Source organism: Lactococcus hircilactis (assembly GCF_009601015.1).
In the GTDB taxonomy this organism is placed as follows: domain Bacteria; phylum Bacillota; class Bacilli; order Lactobacillales; family Streptococcaceae; genus Lactococcus; species Lactococcus hircilactis.
In genome coordinates this window covers 15,695-31,717 of the sequence record NZ_WITJ01000018.1, presented here as the reverse complement: position 1 = coordinate 31,717, position 16,023 = coordinate 15,695, and the positions used below count along the sequence as shown (strand labels likewise).

The 16,023-nt window shown below is 37.3% G+C and carries 20 protein-coding genes; 17 read left to right on the top strand and 3 right to left on the bottom strand.

All coding sequences use genetic code 11. The features are described from left to right. Positions 1–223: 223 nt before the first annotated feature. From GHI93_RS10895 to GHI93_RS10850, 10 genes are all read left to right on the top strand, one after another. Positions 224–439, top strand: coding sequence for a hypothetical protein (locus GHI93_RS10895; protein ID WP_153497054.1), 216 nt, complete (start codon positions 224–226; stop codon positions 437–439). A gap of 17 nt (positions 440–456) precedes the next feature. Then, the gene (gene comGC, locus GHI93_RS10890; RefSeq protein ID WP_246177105.1) at positions 457–753 is read left to right on the top strand and encodes a competence type IV pilus major pilin ComGC; all 297 of its coding nucleotides are present in this window, start codon (positions 457–459) and stop codon (positions 751–753) included. Then, a complete protein-coding gene (gene comGD, locus GHI93_RS10885) occupies positions 701–1,144 on the top strand; it encodes a competence type IV pilus minor pilin ComGD (protein WP_170272439.1) in 444 nt (147 codons plus the stop codon). The genes comGC and comGD overlap by 53 nt, the downstream gene beginning before the upstream one ends. After that, positions 1,116–1,412 carry a competence type IV pilus minor pilin ComGE gene (gene comGE, locus GHI93_RS10880; protein ID WP_343030368.1) on the top strand — a complete coding sequence of 99 codons (297 nt, stop codon included), beginning with the start codon at positions 1,116–1,118 and terminating at the stop codon, positions 1,410–1,412. Before comGD ends, comGE begins: the two co-directional genes overlap by 29 nt. A 10-nt stretch (positions 1,413–1,422) precedes the next feature. Next, on the top strand, positions 1,423–1,824 hold the full coding sequence (gene comGF, locus GHI93_RS10875) for a competence type IV pilus minor pilin ComGF (protein WP_246177103.1): 402 nt from the start codon (positions 1,423–1,425) through the stop codon (positions 1,822–1,824). A 47-nt stretch (positions 1,825–1,871) separates the two neighbouring features. After that, on the top strand, positions 1,872–2,120 hold the full coding sequence (locus tag GHI93_RS10870; protein WP_281347494.1) for a hypothetical protein: 249 nt from the start codon (positions 1,872–1,874) through the stop codon (positions 2,118–2,120). An 82-nt stretch (positions 2,121–2,202) separates the two neighbouring features. After that, the gene (locus GHI93_RS10865) at positions 2,203–2,640 is read left to right on the top strand and encodes a zinc-dependent MarR family transcriptional regulator (protein ID WP_153497048.1); all 438 of its coding nucleotides are present in this window, start codon (positions 2,203–2,205) and stop codon (positions 2,638–2,640) included. Beyond that, positions 2,637–3,479, top strand: a complete 843-nt coding sequence (locus tag GHI93_RS10860; RefSeq protein WP_153497047.1) for a metal ABC transporter solute-binding protein, Zn/Mn family — start codon at positions 2,637–2,639, stop codon at positions 3,477–3,479. The genes GHI93_RS10865 and GHI93_RS10860 overlap by 4 nt, the downstream gene beginning before the upstream one ends. A 131-nt stretch (positions 3,480–3,610) precedes the next feature. After that, positions 3,611–4,330 (top strand): metal ABC transporter ATP-binding protein, encoded by a 720-nt coding sequence (locus tag GHI93_RS10855; protein WP_153497046.1) that lies wholly within the window; start codon positions 3,611–3,613, stop codon positions 4,328–4,330. Continuing rightward, the gene (locus GHI93_RS10850; RefSeq protein ID WP_153497045.1) at positions 4,323–5,132 is read left to right on the top strand and encodes a metal ABC transporter permease; all 810 of its coding nucleotides are present in this window, start codon (positions 4,323–4,325) and stop codon (positions 5,130–5,132) included. Before GHI93_RS10855 ends, GHI93_RS10850 begins: the two co-directional genes overlap by 8 nt. Here GHI93_RS10850 and GHI93_RS10845 read toward each other — a convergent pair. Then, entirely contained in the window at positions 5,073–5,954 is an 882-nt protein-coding gene (locus GHI93_RS10845; RefSeq protein ID WP_153497044.1) for an RluA family pseudouridine synthase, read from the bottom strand. The genes GHI93_RS10850 and GHI93_RS10845 overlap by 60 nt on opposite strands. A gap of 126 nt (positions 5,955–6,080) precedes the next feature. Between GHI93_RS10845 and GHI93_RS10840 the strand changes: the two genes are divergently transcribed. The 6 genes from GHI93_RS10840 to GHI93_RS10815 all read left to right on the top strand — a co-directional run bounded on the left by GHI93_RS10840 (position 6,081) and on the right by GHI93_RS10815 (position 12,824). Continuing rightward, positions 6,081–8,297 (top strand): PBP1A family penicillin-binding protein, encoded by a 2,217-nt coding sequence (locus GHI93_RS10840; RefSeq protein ID WP_153497043.1) that lies wholly within the window; start codon positions 6,081–6,083, stop codon positions 8,295–8,297. A gap of 104 nt (positions 8,298–8,401) precedes the next feature. After that, on the top strand, positions 8,402–10,222 hold the full coding sequence (locus GHI93_RS10835) for an acyltransferase family protein (protein ID WP_153497042.1): 1,821 nt from the start codon (positions 8,402–8,404) through the stop codon (positions 10,220–10,222). 104 nt (positions 10,223–10,326) lie between these two features. After that, entirely contained in the window at positions 10,327–10,476 is a 150-nt protein-coding gene (gene rpmG, locus GHI93_RS10830) for a 50S ribosomal protein L33 (RefSeq protein WP_153497058.1), read from the top strand. A 37-nt stretch (positions 10,477–10,513) separates the two neighbouring features. Further along, positions 10,514–10,705 carry a preprotein translocase subunit SecE gene (gene secE / locus GHI93_RS10825; protein ID WP_153497041.1) on the top strand — a complete coding sequence of 64 codons (192 nt, stop codon included), beginning with the start codon at positions 10,514–10,516 and terminating at the stop codon, positions 10,703–10,705. A gap of 175 nt (positions 10,706–10,880) precedes the next feature. Then, positions 10,881–11,438: a transcription termination/antitermination protein NusG gene (gene nusG / locus GHI93_RS10820; protein ID WP_153497040.1), complete on the top strand. Its 558-nt coding sequence runs from the start codon at positions 10,881–10,883 to the stop codon at positions 11,436–11,438. A gap of 87 nt (positions 11,439–11,525) precedes the next feature. Next, positions 11,526–12,824 (top strand): MATE family efflux transporter, encoded by a 1,299-nt coding sequence (locus GHI93_RS10815; protein ID WP_343030367.1) that lies wholly within the window; start codon positions 11,526–11,528, stop codon positions 12,822–12,824. A 29-nt stretch (positions 12,825–12,853) separates the two neighbouring features. Here GHI93_RS10815 and mscL read toward each other — a convergent pair whose 3' ends face one another. Then, positions 12,854–13,231, bottom strand: coding sequence for a large-conductance mechanosensitive channel protein MscL (gene mscL, locus GHI93_RS10810; protein ID WP_153497039.1), 378 nt, complete (start codon positions 13,229–13,231; stop codon positions 12,854–12,856). 102 nt (positions 13,232–13,333) lie between these two features. Next, positions 13,334–15,364: a 4-alpha-glucanotransferase gene (locus GHI93_RS10805; RefSeq protein WP_153497038.1), complete on the bottom strand. Its 2,031-nt coding sequence runs from the start codon at positions 15,362–15,364 to the stop codon at positions 13,334–13,336. A gap of 344 nt (positions 15,365–15,708) precedes the next feature. Between GHI93_RS10805 and rpsJ the strand changes: the two genes are divergently transcribed. Beyond that, on the top strand, positions 15,709–16,017 hold the full coding sequence (gene rpsJ / locus GHI93_RS10800) for a 30S ribosomal protein S10 (protein WP_153497037.1): 309 nt from the start codon (positions 15,709–15,711) through the stop codon (positions 16,015–16,017). Positions 16,018–16,023 lie beyond the last annotated feature (6 nt).

Here is a 16,023-nt window from a genome sequence, read left to right as displayed (position 1 = left end):
AGAGCTTCGCTAACTAAAGAACAGAAAGCCGAAAATAATAGACGCTCATCTTTCACTAGAGCAAGGAATTTCATCAGGGATAAAAAATACACAAAAGAAGAGTTCGTAGAACTTTACGAATTAATCAAAGAAAGGCATACAAATGAAAATAAAGACGAGCTATGAGAGCGGAGACCTTATCCACAGAGCTCTTGAGGATATAGCTGACTTAGGAGATACATTCATGGTTATTGCTATCTATGACGGAGAATTTATCACGGATTATATCGACTGTGACACGCCAACCCGTGAAGAGATGGATGGAGCGACAGATAAGGAATTTAACAAAGCGGTCGCTGAATATAAGCAAGACATGAAGAAGCTAGAAGGAAAAGAGTACGAAGCAATGAACTTGAAGGAGTTGCTTGTTAAGCTGAAAAAGCAAGACAGTATACTATGAAAAAATAGCGCCTGTTGATGGTGCTATTTTTAGTTACCTTAATTGAAATGCTCGTTGTGTTAGCGATTATCAGTATTTTAATTTTGCTTTTTGTTCCAAATTTAATGAAAGAAAAAGCACAAGTTCAAAAAACAGGAGATGCTGCAATTGTGAAAGTGGTGGAAGGACAAGCCCAACTTTATGAATTGGATCACACTGGAGACGCGACATTATCGGCACTGATTTCTGATGATTTGATTACAAAAAAACAAGCGGAGAGCTATGATCAGTATTATGCACAGAACAAAGATGAAGCGCGAACGGTTGCAGATTAAAGGATTTACTTTACTTGAAGCGCTGCTTGTGCTGTCAGTGACGAGTTTTATTCTCCTTTTATTTTCGTCAGCACTGACAAAAACAGTGCATGTCGTAAGAAGTGAGCTTTTTGTGTTACGATTTGAGAATTTATACAAAAACACTCAAGCAGTTGCAGCTTTGCGCGGTCATTCAACTGAATTATCAGTAACTCAAGGTCAGCTACTCGCAGACGGAGTAGCCATTAGTGTACCAAATGAGATTTTGATTGAAAATTTTAATGTTAATTTTAACGAAAAAGGTGAAAATTCTAGTTTAATTAAAATTCAAATGAGAATCCCAATTGAAAATAAAAAAATTACATATCAGTTGCAGATGGGAAGTGGAAAATATAAAAAAACAATCAGTTAGCGCTTATTTACTCCTTGAAGGATTGATTTCATTGGCTTTATTATCAATTATTGTCACAATCGTGTTGTCAGCACTGACAAAAAGTAATCATGAAGAGATGTGCTTAAAAAATCAGATTGAAGCGTATAATGTTGCACAAATGGCGATACAAAGTGGTCAGGACCATCTAAATTTAAATGGGGAAGATATTCTCATTATTCACTCAGAAAATAAAATTATTATAAAAAATAAAGGAGAAGAAATCTTAAGCTTTGAAGAAAAAAATTAGAGCTTTCTCATTGATTGAAACTTTACTCGCACTTTTTGTCATTTCTGAGTCTGTTTTAGTGATTTTTGGATTGACGAAAGTTTTGCATGCTCAAATCATGACACAAGCTCTAAATTCATCGAAAGATTGGCAAATTTTTTGTGAGCAAATGCGCTCAGAGCTTGACGGGACACAGTTTGTGAAAGTAGAAAATAATGCACTTTTTGTCAGTGCTGACAAAGGAATTCGCTATTGTTTTGTGAGCGATGATTTTAGAAAAACGGACGACAGTGGACGAGGGTATCAGCCCATGCTTTATCAGATTAAAGGGGCACAAATCTCAGAAACACAGCAGTTAGTTGAGGTAAAAGTTGAATTCAAAACAGGAGGAGTAAGGACATTTTTATACAATTTTGCACAAAAAAACAAGTAAAAGGTGGGATTTTAATTTATGTTCTCGTACTTTCTGTGATTTTTGGAATGGTGCTTCAATTTTCATTACAATGTCAAATCGATTCGAAAAAGTTATTGATTGAACAAAAAAATGAAGCATTAGCACAGATGATGGTTGAAGTGATTAATTCAAAATGTGGGGATCAGCCAGCGCATTTTACATTTTCAAATGGTGAAGTAGATGTTGTGAAAGATCAAGCGCATCAACTCTTTACAGTAAAATTGACAGATGGTGCGGTGATTCATCTTGAACATTCGATAAAGACAAAAAGTTAAAAATGATAATGTTAACCAGTTGACATTATTGTTTTTTTGCGATATACTTAACCAGTAAATAAAATAAGGAGTGAAAATAAAGATGAATTTAGACCATCAAATTGATCAATTTTTAAGTCGCGTCACTCAATTTGCAGAAAATAAGCATGAAATATTACTAGGTGAATGTGAATCAGACGAACAATTAACGAGTACGCAAGAACACATTTTAATGCTATTAAAAAAAGCACCACTCACGAATGCGCGCATTTCTGAGCAACTTAATATTTCTCCTGCAGCAGTGACAAAAGCAATCAAAAAATTGCAAAATCAAGCGTTAGTAATGCCTAGTCGAATCGAATCAGACGAACGTGTTGTTTTCTGGCGTTTGACAGAAAAAGGGAATCCTATCGCTCAAGAACATGAAACACATCACGCAAAAACACTTGCAACTTACAAAAAAATTACAGAAAATTTTAACAGTCAAGAACAGAAAACCATTCAGGAATTTCTGTCAGCACTGACAGAGGTATTTCAATGAAAAAATGGTTACTTATCCCGCTCTTATCCGCTTTGATCCTATTGACTGGATGTCAAAAATCAACCACAAAACCAGAAGTAGTGACGACTTTTGAGCCAATGTATGAATTTACAAAAGCTGTAGTTGGTGATGAATTAAAAGTTGAAAATATTGTGCCATCCAATCAAGAAATTCACGAATTTGAACCCAGCGCAAAGCAAGTGGCAATCATGACAAATGCTTCTGCGATTGTTTATAATTCGAATGATTTAGAAAAATGGGTTCTGCCAGTCAAAACCTCAGCACTTAAAATTGAAGCTGCAAAGCCAGTCAAGCAGATTGATAACAATCCACACACATGGACGAGTCCAAAACAAGCCATCAAAGAGGTGGAATACATCAAAACGGCGTTAAGCAAAAAATTTCCGAAATATCAATCTGAATTTCAAAAAAATGCGACCGCATATATCGCCCAATTAAAAAAATTAGATGTTGCATTTGATACGTTGAAAAATGCGAAGCAAAAAACATTTATCACGCAACACGAAGCTTTTTCTTACTTAGCACGAGATTATGGACTAACCGAAATTTCCGTTACTGGAATTGATCCAGATGTAGAACCGTCACCCTCAGCACTTGCTGAATTGAAAAAACAGATGGAAAAAACAGGATTGACTGCCGTTTATTTTGAAGATGATTCCAATAGCAAAGTTGCAGAAACCCTTGCTAAAGCAACAGGTGCAAAGCTACTTGTTATCAATACAGTTGAAGGCTTATCGGATCAACAAAAAAAGGATGGGGCAAATTACATTAGTCTCATGCAAGAAAATTTAAAATCAATGGAAAAAACAATCAAATAATTTAAGGAAAATTTAAGGTAGGAGCACTATAATGAAATCCTTCCTAAAAATCTTTTCATAAAACTCCTTAAAGCTCTCGTTTGATTCATTCGGGGGCTTTTCTCTAGGAGAAATTAGAAAAAGGACTCAAAATGCGATATATCGATGTTGAAAATCTGACTTTTTACTATGATAAAGAGCCAGTACTAGAAAATATTAGTTATCACGTGGATTCAGGCGAGTTTGTCACCTTGACTGGTGAAAATGGTGCTGCAAAATCAACGTTGATCAAGTCAACACTGGGGATTCTTCACCCTAAACATGGGAAAGTAACCCTTTCACCCAAGAATGATCGGGGCGAAAAACTTCGATTGGCCTATCTTCCGCAGCAAGTGGCTAGTTTTAACGCAGGATTTCCAAGTTCAGTTCGAGAATTTGTGACCAGTGGCCGTTATCCACGCCGTGGATGGTTTAAAAAACTCAATGCTCACGATGAAGAACACGTAAAAACAGCGCTAAAAGCTGTTGGCATGTGGGATTATCGGAATCATCGCATTGGGGAACTTTCTGGTGGACAAAAACAAAGAATCGCGATTGCAAGAATGTTTGCAAGCGATCCTGATTTATTTATCTTAGATGAACCAACCACAGGAATGGATGATGTATCTTCTGCAGATTTCTATCAATTGATGCACCATGCGGCTCACACACATGGCAAAAGTGTACTCATGGTGACACATGATCCGGATGAAGTCAAAGCTTTTGCAGATCGCAACATTCACCTCTATAAAGATCAAAATGGAAAATTTGCTTGCTTTGATTTGCACACTGATCGTGAGAAGGTCAAAGTAAAAGAGGTGACACATGCTTGAATTACTCAGTTATGGTTTTATGAGAAATGCACTTTTAGCAGCGACGGCCATTTCGATTTTCTCCCCTCTTTTAGGCGTTTTTCTCGTGCTGAGACGGCAAAGCCTGATGTCAGATACCCTCTCGCACGTTTCACTAGCAGGAGTTGCTTTTGGGGTTTTACTTGGCCTTAGTCCGACAGTGACGACTTTGATTGTGGTGGTGCTTGCGTCAGTATTTTTGGAATACTTGCGTGTCATTTACAAAAATTATATGGAAATCGCAACCGCCATTTTGATGTCTGCTGGACTTGCGATTGCCCTATTCGTTTTAAATCTTTCAAAAGGTGCGACTAATATTAGTCTGGATCAGTATTTATTTGGTTCAATTATCACGATTTCAATGGCACAGGTATTCATGCTTTTTGTCATGGCGGCAGTTGTTTTAATCGGATTTTTTCTATTTTTCCGTCCGCTTTATGTCATGACCTTTGACGAGGATACTGCGTTTGTTGATGGACTTCCTGTAAAAATTATCTCAATTCTTTTTAATATCATCACAGGAATCGCAATTGCATTGATGATTCCAGCAGCAGGAGCACTACTCGTTTCAGCCATCATGGTTCTTCCAGCATCAATTGGGATGCGCATTGGAAAATCATTTAAATCCGTTTTGATCTGGTCCATTGTGACCAGTTTAATCGGACTTAATGCAGGAATTATTGCGTCGTATTATTTGAATGCACCAGCATCAGCAGCCATCACATTAATCTTGATTGTCTTGTTCTTGTTGACAGCGGGCATCAAAAGTCTTGCTCGGCGCTAAAACTTCTCGCATTTCACCAGTAAATGGATCAGGCCAACTGATTTTTTGAGCGTGCAGCATCAATCGCGGCTCGTGCGTGTCATTGCCATAAAGTAGATCTCCAAAAATCGGAGCTGTCAGTGCTGACAAATGCACACGAATTTGATGCGTGCGGCCTGTATCAAGCGTAAGTTTGATCAGGCTGCTTTTTTTATATTCTGTCAGTACTGACAGATGTGTGACGGCCCGTTTTCCAGTAGGGGTAACGATTTGCTTTCTTTTGTCATGCCGATTTTTTCCAATCGGTTGATCAATCGTGATCACAGGACTTGAAAAATGGCCATGAACGAGTGCGAGATACTCACGATGAATCAAATTTTCCTCAAACATGCGTCCTAAAATGGGCAAAACAAATTGATTTTTCGCAAATAAAACAGCTCCAGAAGTAGATTGATCTAGTCTGTGCACGACAAAAACACCGTGTCCAACCGCAGCTGCAACGTGATTTTGTAAACCAAGCTCGTTTTTCTCATTGCCATGCGTTTTCATTCCCTCAGGTTTATTTGCAATAGCCACGTGATCATCCTCGTAAATCAGATCTGCCAGATTTTTATCGCCAAATGGGACAAAAAGCTCAGAAAAATCCTCCGAATCAAAGCAAATTTTAATTCTGTCAGTACTGACAAGAATGTGTTGGTCACTGACCAGCACACCATTGACCCAAAAATGCTTTTTTAGTCGCAAAAAATACCGCTGTTTCCTCGGAACAAGCCACGTTTTTTCTAATAAGTGCTTAACGCTTTGTGGTTCAAAATTTTCTGGTAAAATAAAGTTAAATTCCATGTTCATATTGTATCATAAACTAAAATTTGATAAAATAGGCGGAAAGCCTTGACTCAAAGGAAATTAAATCTTTGATCATCCGTAGTATAATAGAATTAATAAACAAAAAAACTTGAGGAAAATATAATGTCTGAAAATCAAAATTTTAGTCGGCGTCAAAAAGACCAGACCAAAAAGAAAAAACCAGCGCATCACATAAAAAAAACACAAGAAAATCCTGAAGAAAAAAGCACAGAAAACAAATCTACTTTCTCAAAACTGATGCGTCCCATCAAACGCTTTTGGAAAAAATACAATTTGACAAAAATTATGATCATCTTGATTTTACTTGTCATTGTAAGTGTCGGTTCTTATCTTTTTTACCTCGCAAAAACAGCGAATGTAAAAGTCCTTCAAAAATCCATCGCTGCCCAAACAGAAATCATCGACAAAAATGGGAGTGTTGCGGGGGAATTGTACGGTCAAAAAGGAACAACAGTGAAGCTTGATCAAATTTCACCGAACATAAAAAATGCAGTCGTTGCTACAGAGGATCGCACGTTCTACAAAAATCACGGCGTTAATGTGTCGCGGTTTGCCCTTGCAGTACTCACGTTAGGTCATTTTGGTGGCGGATCGACAATCACGCAACAGCTGGCTAAAAATGCCTATCTTACACAAGCCCAAACGATTGACAGAAAAGCACGAGAATTTTTCCTTGCCCTTGAAATCAACAAGCATTATACCAAAGACGAGATTCTCGCCATGTATCTGAACAACTCATACTTCGGAAATGGCATGTGGGGCATTCAAGACGCATCAGAGCGCTATTTTGGCGTTCCAGCAAGTCAAGTGACGATGGATGAGGCGGCAACGTTAGCAGGGATGCTCAAAGGACCAGAAATCTATAATCCACTCTATGCCAAAGGAAAATACGCCACTTATCGCAGAGATACAGTCCTGCAAAACATGGTCAATACGGGTTATTTAAAACAATCCAGTGCGGATCAATACATGAAAATCAACCTTCTTTCACAAGTTAGAAATAACTACCAATCTCCACTCACACGTTATAAATATCCAAGTTATTACAACGCTGTTATCAATGAAGCAGAAAAAACTTACGGTCTAACGGTTCAAGAAATCATGAATAATGGATATAAAATTTATACTGGGATGAACCAAAATATGCAAACAGGATTGCAAAAAACATACAGTAACCTTGATTTGTTTCCACAAGCTTCAGATGGGACCACAGTTCAATCCGCCTCAGTTGCAATTGATCCCAAAACAGGACAAGTTGAAGCACTCGTTGGAAATGTAGATACCTCCACTTCAAATTCTTTCACAGGATTTAATTATGCGACAATGGGCAAACGCTCGCCAGGATCTGCGATTAAACCCTTAATCGTTTATACTCCCGCAATTGAAGCAGGGTGGTCAATCAATAAAATAGTCAATGACGTTCCAACCAATTTTGGGAATTGGTCACCAACCGAGGCCAGTGGAACGTGGGCAGGAAAAGTTCCGCTATATCAAGCCCTAGCAAATTCTTACAATATTCCTGCAATTGAAACTTACAAAACAATTGGTCCTTCAGTTGGGAATGCAAAAGGAAAAGCATTTGGCATTAGCATCAATAATACGAATCTCACCAATGCACTAGGTTCAGGGATTGAAACAAATCCATGGCAGATGGCACAAGCCTATCAAGTTTTTGCCAATGGCGGAATCATGCATAGCGCACATCTGATCACAAAAATCGAAAATGCCTCAGGTCAGGTGATCAAAACAGCCAACGTGACAACAAAGCGTGTCGTAAGCCAGAGTGTTGCACAGACGATGACTCAAATGATGCTCGGTACTTTCACCAATGGCTCTGCATTCAATGCCGCACCTAAAAGTTACACGCTGGCAGGAAAAACTGGAACAAATGAAAATGTCGATCAATGGGTGGTTGGCTACACACCGGATCTTGTCATGGCACTCTGGGTAGGTTTCCCAAATCCCAATGCTACCCTCTACAAATTAACAGGAACCTCAGAAGGACAGACCTCTGTGATTTTTAGACAAGCCGCAAGTTATGTTCTCCCTTATACCGTAGGAACAGCGTTCACTGTAAAAAATCCTTATGCTGAGAATGATATCTCACCAAAAGTACCTTATGATACTGATCAAAGAGACATCCAAGATGACATTGTTGAACAAGGACAAGCTGCAGCTCACACCACAGGAAATACCCCAAAAACCAGCAGCTCAAATGCTCAAAAATCAACAGAAAATACGATCGATAAAACTGTGAAAAATATTCAAAAAGGAGCAAAATCAGCTTGGGATAAAATAAAAAGTATATTTAATAATTGACATCAATAAAATGATAGAAAATGTGGTACAATAAAAACGAACACTGTAGAATCAAAAAAACAGTGTAGAAAATGAACTGTGTTTTGATTAAGAAGGAAAATTGAATGAAGCGTTATATTACAGGATTTAATGGCTTAAGGACATTAGGCGTGTTAGTCGTCATTCTTTATCATATCTACCCCTCAACAATTCGTGGAGGATTTCTTGGCGTTGTATTATTCTTTGTTTTATCAGGATATTTAGTCACGGATTCACTGCTTCGAACCTACAAAAAAAATGGAAAAATCAATGTTTTAAAGTTTTGGGGAAATCGATTAAAAAGAATCTATCCCTCATTATTGACGGTTTTCTTTGTCGTTACCCCATACCTTTTAATCTTTCAAAGAAACCTCCTTTCAGGACTAAGATCTGAATTTTTCTCTAGTATATTTTCTGTTCAAAACTGGTGGCAGATTCAACAAGGAAATTCTTATTTCACAAACATCACTGGAGCGTCTCCATTTAAGCACATCTATTATTTATCCATCGAAGGTCAATTCTTTATATTATGGCCGCTCTTATTGATTGTCCTCTTAAGATTTGTCAAAAGCAAAGGAAAAATTTTTCTCATTACGAGTATCATCACATTGATTTCTGTTGTTTTGATGGCGATTTTATTCGTTCCGGGCGCAGATCCAACACGGGTTTATTATGGAACAGATACACGACTCTTTAGTTTGATGATGGGATCAAGTTTGGCGTTTATTTGGCCACTTGATAAACATTTTAGAAAGGTCAATAAAAAAGGGCAACAGGTTGGACTAATTGCAACGCTCATTACTGTGTTTATCTTAGTTTTATCTTATCTTTTTATGCCAGCAGAAAGTGCCGTCACGTATTACGGGGGCATGTGGTTGATTAGCTTTGTTTCCATGATACTTATTGCTTTAGTTGCACATCCCGCACTGCGTGCTAATCGAATTTTTAGTAATGTTGTTTTTGATTATATCGGAACACGTTCGCTAGGGATTTATCTCTGGCAACTTCCAGTCTTTACAATGGCAGAAGAAAAGTTAGTGAATCCGACTGCTTGGTACAATGTATTGTGGCAACTTTTATTGATTGTCGGATTATCTGAACTCTCCTATCGTTTCATTGAAAAACCAGCTCAAAAATTTGATTATTCCAATACGATGAACATCCTCCATACTTTTATTACAGGTGGAAATTGGAAAACAAGAAAAAAAATACTTCAAACAAGTGGTTTGATTGTTCTGATTGCGATTTTAGCAGTCATCGTGTTCTCCCCAGCATCAGCGCGTGATCAAGAAATCTTACAAAAGAAAATTTTGGCACAACAAGCAATATTGATGAAAGAGCAAACGCAAAAAGCAAACGATAAAGTCAGTCTCCCACTCAAAACCATTGCGAGTAAATATCATGTAGAACCTCTCGTCGCTGAGAAAATGAGTAAGTTAAAAGCATTGGCACTAGGAGACTCAGTCATGGTTGCTGCCTCGACCAATCTCAAAGAAATGTTCCCTCAAATGACCATCAATGCAGTTGTCGGCGAGCAAGCCAATGTCGGAGCACAGAAACTTGAAACTCAAAAAGAAGCAATAAAAAAATCGGATGTTCTCCTTATTGGACTTGGAACCAATGGTTTATTGGATTTTGGAGGGACGAATTATGTGGATAAAATCATGTCTATGTCACAAGGAAAGCCGGTTTATTGGATTAATGTTCAAGCACCAAATAAGCCTTGGGTTTCTGTAAATAATACCCTTTTAAAAGCTTCAGCAAAAAAATATTCCAACTTAACCATTATTGATTGGAATGATGCATCGAAAAATAATCCTTCATGGTTTTATAGTGATAGAATTCATCCGCAAAATGAAGGAGCGATTGCTTACACCACATTGGTTGCAAAAGCAATGGCAAAATAATCAAAAAAACTTAGTATTAGTGAGTTAAAAATCAAATAAAGTGTATAAATCGTGCTTGGTTTTCTTGCGATTTCACTTTTTTTTTGATAGAATGGAAAGAAGATATGATAAAAAAAGCTGGATTAGCATGTACGGAATGTGGTTCGCGAAACTACACCTTAAATGTGTCAGGAAATGCAAAAGAAAAACGCATTGAAGTGAAGAAATTTTGCAAAACGTGTGGTAAACACACCCTACACAAAGAAACAAGATAATAGACACACTAAAAGTCGATAAAGACAGGACAAAAAAATGAAATTTATCAAAGGGATTATTGAAGAAATGAAATTGACAACATGGCCAACGCGCCAACAGTCGATTCGTGACTTCTTCCAAGTTATTGAGTACACGATTTTTTTCTTAGTATTCATTGTTGTTTTTGATTGGATCAGCAAAAACGGGATTACAACAGCAGTCAATCATCTGCTTCCCCTACTCAAATAAAAAAATAAGTCGTGAAAGAATATTTTTATCTTTTTATCTTTTTATCTTTTTTGATAAAAAAGATAAAAACAAATCGTTCAATTGATAAAAAATATGATATAATAAAGAAGAAGTGAGGGGAATCCCTTTTTCTTTTACAAAAAATAAAACAATCATTAAAATGAGAGGTAAAAAAATGGAAGAAAATTCAACGGTTAATTTGGATCAAGGCTGGTTTGTCATTCAAACTTACTCTGGATACGAAAAAAAAGTTAAAGAAGATTTACTCGATCGTGCTCAGCTTTATAATATGGCAGATAAAATTTTGCGCGTCGAAATTCCGACAGAAACGATACGCACAGAAGTCAACGGCAAAATGAAAGATGTTGAAGAAAATCTTTTCCCTGGATATGTTTTAGTTGAGATGAACATGACTGATGAAGCGTGGTTTATTGTTCGTAATACACCAAACGTTACAGGATTCGTTGGATCTCACGGGAACAGATCAAAACCGACACCACTTTTTGAAGAAGAAATTAATGAGATTTTAGTGGGAATGGGTCAATTGGTTCGTGAAGTTGACTTTGAAGTTTTTGTTGGAAAACGTGTTCGTATTGTCGATGGCGCTTTTTCAGGATTTGAAGCACCGATTACAGCAATTAACGGAGATAAGTTGACGTTGATTGTCGATATGTTTGGACGTGAAACACCTGTTGAACTTGACATGCACCAAATCGAAGAAATTTCTGAATAGTGAAATTAAAAGTATTGCTAAAGGAGCAATGCTTTTGATTTCATGTGATGAAAATTGAATTATTGTAAAAAGAAAAAGAGGGAGTCTGTGAAATCTACAAAAGAAATTATGAAATTTGCATTTCCAGCCATCGTTGAAAATTTTTTGCAAATGTGTGTTGGGTTAAGTGATACTTTTTTAGTCACTCGAATAGGACTTTCAGCAGTAGCTTCTGTTTCATTAGCTAATACGATTATCGCAGTATATCAAGCACTATTTATTGCCATAGGAACGATTGTTGCGAGTTTGTATGCAAGAAAAAAAAGTGAAAAAAATAGTACACAACGTCAAGAATTGATTAACTCTGCAGTGAAGTTGACTGTACTTTGCGGGGGAGGATTAGGACTTTTTTCGATTTTATTTGGAAGAGTAATATTGGCTTTCTTTGGGGGACGAGGAAGTGTGTTGACACTTTCTTATGACTATCTTGCTCTTGTCGGTGGGACAATTGTTCTTTTGGGATTAATGACAACGTTTGGGAGTTTTCTACGCGCGGATGGAGATTCTAAAACGCCGATGTTTGTAAGTTTGTGGATTAATATTTTTAATTTGTTCTTAGCAGCATTTTTCATTTTTGGGTTACATTTAGGAGTGCTTGGAGCTGCATTAGGGACTTTTCTAGCCCGCTTATTAGGAACTTTATTTCTTTATAAAAAGACAAAATCAGCTCGAGCCAATCGCCATTTTTTCAAACAAAAAATTAATTTAGAATTGATAAAACTTACTTTTCCAGCGGTTGGAGAGCGTTTAGCGATGCGATTGGGAGATTTATTAATTATGGTGATTGTCATTAGCTTTGGAGAAAAAGTTTTCGCCGGTAATGCAATTGGAGAGAGCATCACTCAATTTAACTACATGCCAATGTTTGGCATTGCAACTGTCACAGTAATTTTGGTGGCGCAGGAATTTGGACAAGGTAATTTTGATCATATTCATCTCTACATAAAAAAAACATGCTTGCTTTCAATTGCAATGATGGGCCTTATTGGAGGAGGGATTTTATTGCTCAGTTTCCCTTTGAGCAGAGCTTTTACGCAAGATATGGTTGCGGTTAAAAGTAGTATGATTGTCATTTTATTTTCATTTTTATCCGTTTGGTTTGTTGCAGGAGCAAATATTTATACAGCTGCTTTTCAAGGGATTGGAAATGCAAAACTTCCATTTTATGCGACGACTTTTGGTATGGTTGTTGTAAGAGCTGGCATGGGATTTCTTTTTGGGCATTATTTAGGACTAGGTCTTGAGGGGGTCTGGTGTGGAGTAATGTTGGATAATTTATTTCGTTATCTCTTTTTAAAATTGAGATTTAAAAAAATTCATCAAAACACCAAAGCGCATCTTCTATAATAGAAGTTTATGGTGAAGTGATGAATTTTTTATTTCTCGTTTGCTTTGAGCAAGTCTCTTATTTCACGAAGTGTTTCTAATTCTTCGTTCATTTTTTCGATTTCGATTTCTTTTGGTTTTGCTGGGAAAAGTTTATTGATCGTTTTGATAATTAAGAAAAGAACAAAAGCGACAATGATGAAATTAATAATATCATTTAAAAAGGCACCATAAGTGAACTTTGTTTTTCCAATGCTAAACTGTAAATGTGCTAAGGCTCCTGAACGCGTAAACATTCCAATAAAAGGATTGAAAATGTTGTTGACTAATGAGGTGACAAGGCCAGTAAAAGCAGTACCAATAATGACCCCAATGGCGAGATCAAGTACATTTCCACGCAAGATAAACTCTTTGAATTCTTTAATCATAGATTCCTCCAAATAATTGATAATTTAATTATATCAAAAAATGTATTGAAATTTTAACATTCGACATCAAAAAAACGGAAAATGACTTTCCGTTTTTTTATTTCATTCTTCTGTGAGACTAGAACGTCGCGTATTCATAATGAAGTCACGATAAAAATTGGTCAAACCTTCATTGGCTGAGAGGTCTTCCAAATGATGTGGCAAACGATACCGCCAATAATGGTAAGTGTGTTCTGGATTATTGATGCGTTCGTCGGCTGGATTTTCAATTCGCATCTCCCGTGTCATATCCAACCAGTCTTGGATTGGAATGATGGCAAGCATGGCTTTTGTATTGAGGTTGCGTCTGACAATTTCTTGAACGATTTCAGGTTCGGCAAATTGAGGAGCGTCTCCAATCCAGTGCATGACATGATTATAGTAGCGTTGCGTGAAAGCCCGGTCTTCTTCCCACCACATTCTTAGAGGTGTGGTATCATGTGAGGAAGTTGTCACTACTGACAGGTAAGGTGTGTAAACCAAGTCACTAACAAAATCTCCGTCAGCAGGCATCCGCTCAATAATCAAGCGCAGAATTTGGAGATTCCACATGACATTTGGCACATTCTCAGGAACCATGCCGAGATCTTCACCACAAGCTAACATCGTGGTTGCTTTTTTGATAGCAGGGAGTTTTTTGTAAGCCTGCTCTTCCCAAAAGCCATAGTTTCTTCCATAAAAGTAATCGTTATAAAGACGTTCAAGATGATGTTTGAACTCATCTCCAAGCTCACGAAATGAAGATGTTTCAGTCATTTTGATGCGTGGGTGATACATATATTGGTTTTGATGATCTCTCACAAAAAGAACATTTTCGTGCAAACGATAGAGGCCATCAATTTGCCAATCCGGTACATTTTGAGTGGCTAAATTTTCAACTTTACGTTGTGTATTGATAAATTCTTTTAAACGATAGTTGCCATTTCCTGTGTAGTCCAGAAATGTAGTGATGATGTAATCTCGATTATCTCGTCCAAAAATCTCATCAATGACCCAGTCTTTGATAAATGGCTCAACAAAACGATCAATTCCCCACCAACGAAAAGGAATGCCATAGTTTTCAATTTCCCAATCGGGCATTGCCAGTGCAGGAGAAAAATGACCTAATAATCCGCGAACAGCAGTAGATGGAATTTCCCAGATGCGGAAAAAACCTAAGATATGATCTAGGCGGTATGCGTCAAAATATTCCGCCATGCTGGTCATCCGGTGTGTCCACCACTCATATCCAGTTTCTGCCATTTTATCCCAGTTGTAAGTTGGAAATTCCCAGTTTTGTCCCACGACTGAAAATGAATCCGGTGGAGCTCCAGCTTGCATGTCCATATTGAAAATATCAGGATTGGCCCAAGCGTCTGACGATTTACGATCAACCCCGACAGAAATATCACCTTTAACAGCAACACCAAGAGAGTGACAATACTCGACAGCATCTTTAAGTTGAAGATGAAGTAAATATTGAACAAAGATCTGTAAGTTGAGTTTTTCAGCGGTTTTATCATCTTTTGTCAGTACTGACCAAACTTTTTCTGAATATTGAGCAAAATTCTTGCCCCAAAGTGAGCTGTCAGCACTGACAAATTTATCACGGAGTACGCAAAAAGCAGCATAAGCTTTAAGCCATCCTTGATTTTTCTCAAAAAAGGTTTTGAAATCAGCTGTATCTAATGTTGTTTTTCCGATTTTTTTATAAATCGCAGCAGCATAGTTCCATTTGAGAGCCAATGTTTTTTCATAATCAATTTGAGATAAAGCATTGAGACTTTCTTTTTCAGCAGCAAAACTTTTTTGCTCAGCGCCAGTGAGTTTGCCAATAAAAGGACTTAGGTCAAGATAAATCGGATGCAATGCAAAAACAGACACCGCACGGTAGGGTGACGAATCTTTCCAGTTTAAAAAGATAGTCGTATCATTGACAGGTAGCAGTTGAATGATATCCATGCCAGATTGATTTGCGAATTTGGCAAGGATTTTTAAGTCTGAAAACTGACCAATACCAAAATCGGTTTCAGTTCTCAATGAGAAGATAGGTACGGCGACGCCAGTGTGATAAGGTTTATCACCATGCGGCCGAAGCACAAAGTTATTATCCATTAAATTTCCCCAATTTATGATTTGTAAAAATTAAAACGTTTTCATTTAATGTGTAATGAATTTATTATATTCTTTTTTTTGAAAAATTTCAAGAATAAATAGTAAAAAAATGTTTTTTTAATTTCTCACGCTCTTTTACAAGAAATAATCGATAAAAAATCGAGAAAAAGAAACGCAAGTCCTTGACAGAGCTATGATATTCTGTTAGAATTGAAAGGTGCTGTTAAAAACAGTATGTAGCGATGAGGCGAGAGGTTGCGACACACCCGAAGGTATTGCCATACCAACGTGTCGGTTTTCTCGCGGAGCTAGCCTATTATTAAACAATAGACGAAGGAGAAAAAATGGCAACTAAAAAAATTCGCATTCGTTTGAAAGCTTATGAACACCGTATCCTTGATGCAGCAGCTGAAAAGATCGTTGAAACAGCCAAACGTACAAATGCAGAAGTAAGTGGACCAATTCCACTTCCAACAGACCGCTCTGTTTATACCGTTATTCGTGCAACGCACAAATACAAAGACAGCCGCGAACAATTCGAAATTCGGACACACAAACGTTTGATCGATATTATTGAACCAACTCAAAAAACGGTTGATTCATTGATGAAACTTGATCTTCCAAGTGGTGTTAATATCGAAATCAAACTCTAATTAAGA